Source organism: Terrisporobacter petrolearius, assembly GCF_020748185.1.
GTDB classification, from domain to species: domain Bacteria; phylum Bacillota; class Clostridia; order Peptostreptococcales; family Peptostreptococcaceae; genus Terrisporobacter; species Terrisporobacter petrolearius.
Map to the genome: position 1 here is coordinate 1 of NZ_JAHZMO010000143.1, position 492 is coordinate 492.

The 492-nt window shown below is 52.2% G+C and carries 1 protein-coding gene; it reads left to right on the forward strand.

All coding sequences use genetic code 11. The annotated features are described in order from the left end of the window. A partial coding sequence (locus tag K0040_RS22460; protein WP_228110443.1) for an FAD-dependent oxidoreductase occupies positions 1-492 on the forward strand: 492 nt, incomplete at both ends.

The window sequence follows — 492 nt, forward strand, 5'->3', positions numbered from 1 at the left end:
CAACTGGCGAAGGAAGCGGGCTGTGCGCAACTGTTCAACTGCCCGGTCACCGCAATTCGTCATGACGATGATGGCGTAACTATTGAAACGGTTGACGGTGAGTATCAGGCGAAAAAAGCGATTGTCTGCGCGGGAACATGGGTAAAAGACCTGCTCCCGGAGCTGCCTGTCCAGCCCGTACGTAAAGTATTTGCCTGGTATCAGGCCGATGGCCGCTATAGCGTGAAGAATAAATTCCCGGCGTTTACCGGTGAACTGCCCAATGGCGATCAATATTATGGTTTTCCGGCAGAAAACGACGCGTTGAAGATTGGCAAACATAACGGAGGCCAGGTTATCCATTCAGCGGATGAACGTGTTCCGTTTGCGGAAGTGGTCAGCGATGGTTCGGAAGCCTTCCCGTTCTTGCGCAATGTATTGCCGGGTATCGGTTGCTGCCTGTACGGCGCTGCCTGCACCTATGATAATTCGCCTGACGAAGATTTTATTATC